2 protein-coding genes and 1 pseudogene are annotated in these 1,743 nt (G+C 72.8%); 2 read left to right on the top strand and 1 reads right to left on the bottom strand.

Features of this window, described 5'->3' with window-relative positions; all coding sequences use genetic code 11:
• A partial coding sequence (locus tag C1I97_RS36595) for an AAA family ATPase (protein ID WP_309147862.1) occupies nucleotides 1-1,280 on the top strand: 1,280 nt, incomplete at its 5' end.
• 166 nt (nucleotides 1,281-1,446) lie between these two features.
• Nucleotides 1,447-1,566: pseudogene (locus C1I97_RS42210) on the top strand (helix-turn-helix domain-containing protein); the annotation flags it as partial.
• A 6-nt stretch (nucleotides 1,567-1,572) separates the two neighbouring features.
• Here C1I97_RS42210 and C1I97_RS36585 read toward each other — a convergent pair.
• Nucleotides 1,573-1,719 (bottom strand): type IV toxin-antitoxin system AbiEi family antitoxin domain-containing protein, encoded by a 147-nt coding sequence (locus tag C1I97_RS36585; RefSeq protein ID WP_258382919.1) that lies wholly within the window; start codon nucleotides 1,717-1,719, stop codon nucleotides 1,573-1,575.
• Between the last annotated feature and the right edge of the window lie 24 nt (nucleotides 1,720-1,743).

The raw sequence follows: 1,743 nt of genomic DNA, 5'->3' as shown, positions 1-1,743 counted from the left end.
GGGTGGGGGAGCCGGGCGCGTGGGGTGAGGTCACGGCGGGGCTGAGAGTGTCCAGGCCGGTGCTGGTTGCGCGGCTGCTGGAGCTGGATGCGGCCGGGGCGTTGACGACGGCGCACGTGCGTGCGGGCGCCCAGGTCGGCGGGGTAAATGCGCGCACGGTGTGGCGCTGGTTGGAGGCTGCGCGGACGGAGGGCCGCATGGAGCCAAGACCGCGGGCCCGGCTGGAGCTGTCCGACCAGGCGTGGGAGGTGCTGGCACAGGCGGGCGGGAACGTGGCGGCGCTGCACCGGCAAATGAAGGAGGCCGGGGGCGAGGTGCCCTCGCTGGCGTCGTTGCACCGGGTGGTGCGCCGGGACCTTCAGGCCGGCAGGGTCCTGCCGGACCGCGCGGTGGTGCGGCGGGAGCGGGATGAGCAGCAAACGCGGCAGGCCCTGGCTGACCTCGCCCTGGCCGGGCCGCAGGAGGGCGGCGCGGTGAAGACGTCTGCGCCACCGCGTCTCGGACCAGAGGCGACCAGCGGCTTGCCGGTGGGGGAGAACGGTGCGCTAGCAGGTGTGGCGTTGCCGGCGGGCGCGCAGCTGGTGTGGACGTCGTCGGGGCGGGCGGTGGCCGAGGCGGTCGGTCAGGCGATGGCGACGGAGGGCGCGGTGTGTGTGTTCGGCGACCCGGGCCGGGGCAAGACCGCGGCCGTGCGGATGGCGCTTGGCGAAGTGCCCCCGGGCTGGAAGGTGACGTGGGTGCCGGTACCGGTGCGCCCGTCGGTGGCCGGCATGAGGCGGGCGGTGTTCGACGCTCTGGGGCTGGCGGGCCGCTTCCCGCACACGTCGGCGCTGGCCGACGCCGCGGTCACGGGGGCTTTGGGTGAGGCGCGGGTGCTGGTGGTCGATGAGGCACAGCGCCTGCCCGTGCCGTGCCTGGAGTACCTGCAGAGCCTGTGGGACCACCCCGGCACCCGGATCACGCTGGTGCTGTGCGGGGCGGGCAGCGAGCGGGCGCTGTCCCGGCTGCCGCAGCTGGCATCGCGTATCGGCGCATGGCAGGAGGTTCCACGCTTGACCGGAGCGGAAGTGGCGACCGTGGTGACCGGCTTCCATCCGCTGTGGCGCACCGTACCGGCCCAGGACCTGACGTGGATCGACCGGTCGTGCGCGCACGGCACGTTCCGCACGTGGGCCGCTTTGACTGCGCACCTGCAGAACGCGCTGCTCACCACCGCTGATGCATCCATCGACCGGGCCTTGCTGAGGCGGCTGTTCCAGCGGGTCGCGCCGCCACTGTGAACGGAGCGCTCCTGCAAGAGACGGGAGGGCGATCGCATGCTCCCGGCCACCGGCAAGCACACGACGTCCCACCCGCGTGAGGGGAGCTGACATGAAGGACGGCGACGCCATCCACCCAGACGGCGGACTGCCTGCGGCGTCGAGGACGGCGCTGCGCGGTCCGGCCGTGCGGCGGCTGCTCGCACTGCGGGCAGGGAAGAAGCTGACAGCAGTCCATGTACGCGTGGCCGCGGACGCGCTAGGAGTGTCGGAGCGCACGGTGTGGCGCTGGCTGGCCACCGCTCAGAGGGCGTTAAGTCCGTTTCTGATAGCGGCCACGTCCGGGTTGCTCGAGGGATCCCTGGCGAACGAGTCGTCCCAGCCGGGAGCGGGTGACGTTGATCGAGGGCTCGTCGGTGGGCAGGCCGAGGTGTTCGTGCAGGTCGCGGACGCGGAACACCTTCTCGGGGTCTTCGTTGAAGGC

The sequence above is a fragment of the Streptomyces sp. NTH33 genome (genome assembly GCF_003236365.1).
Lineage (GTDB): Bacteria > Actinomycetota > Actinomycetes > Streptomycetales > Streptomycetaceae > Streptomyces.
The sequence above is the reverse complement of the archived record's forward strand: the minus strand, read 5'-3'. Positions and strand labels throughout refer to the sequence as shown.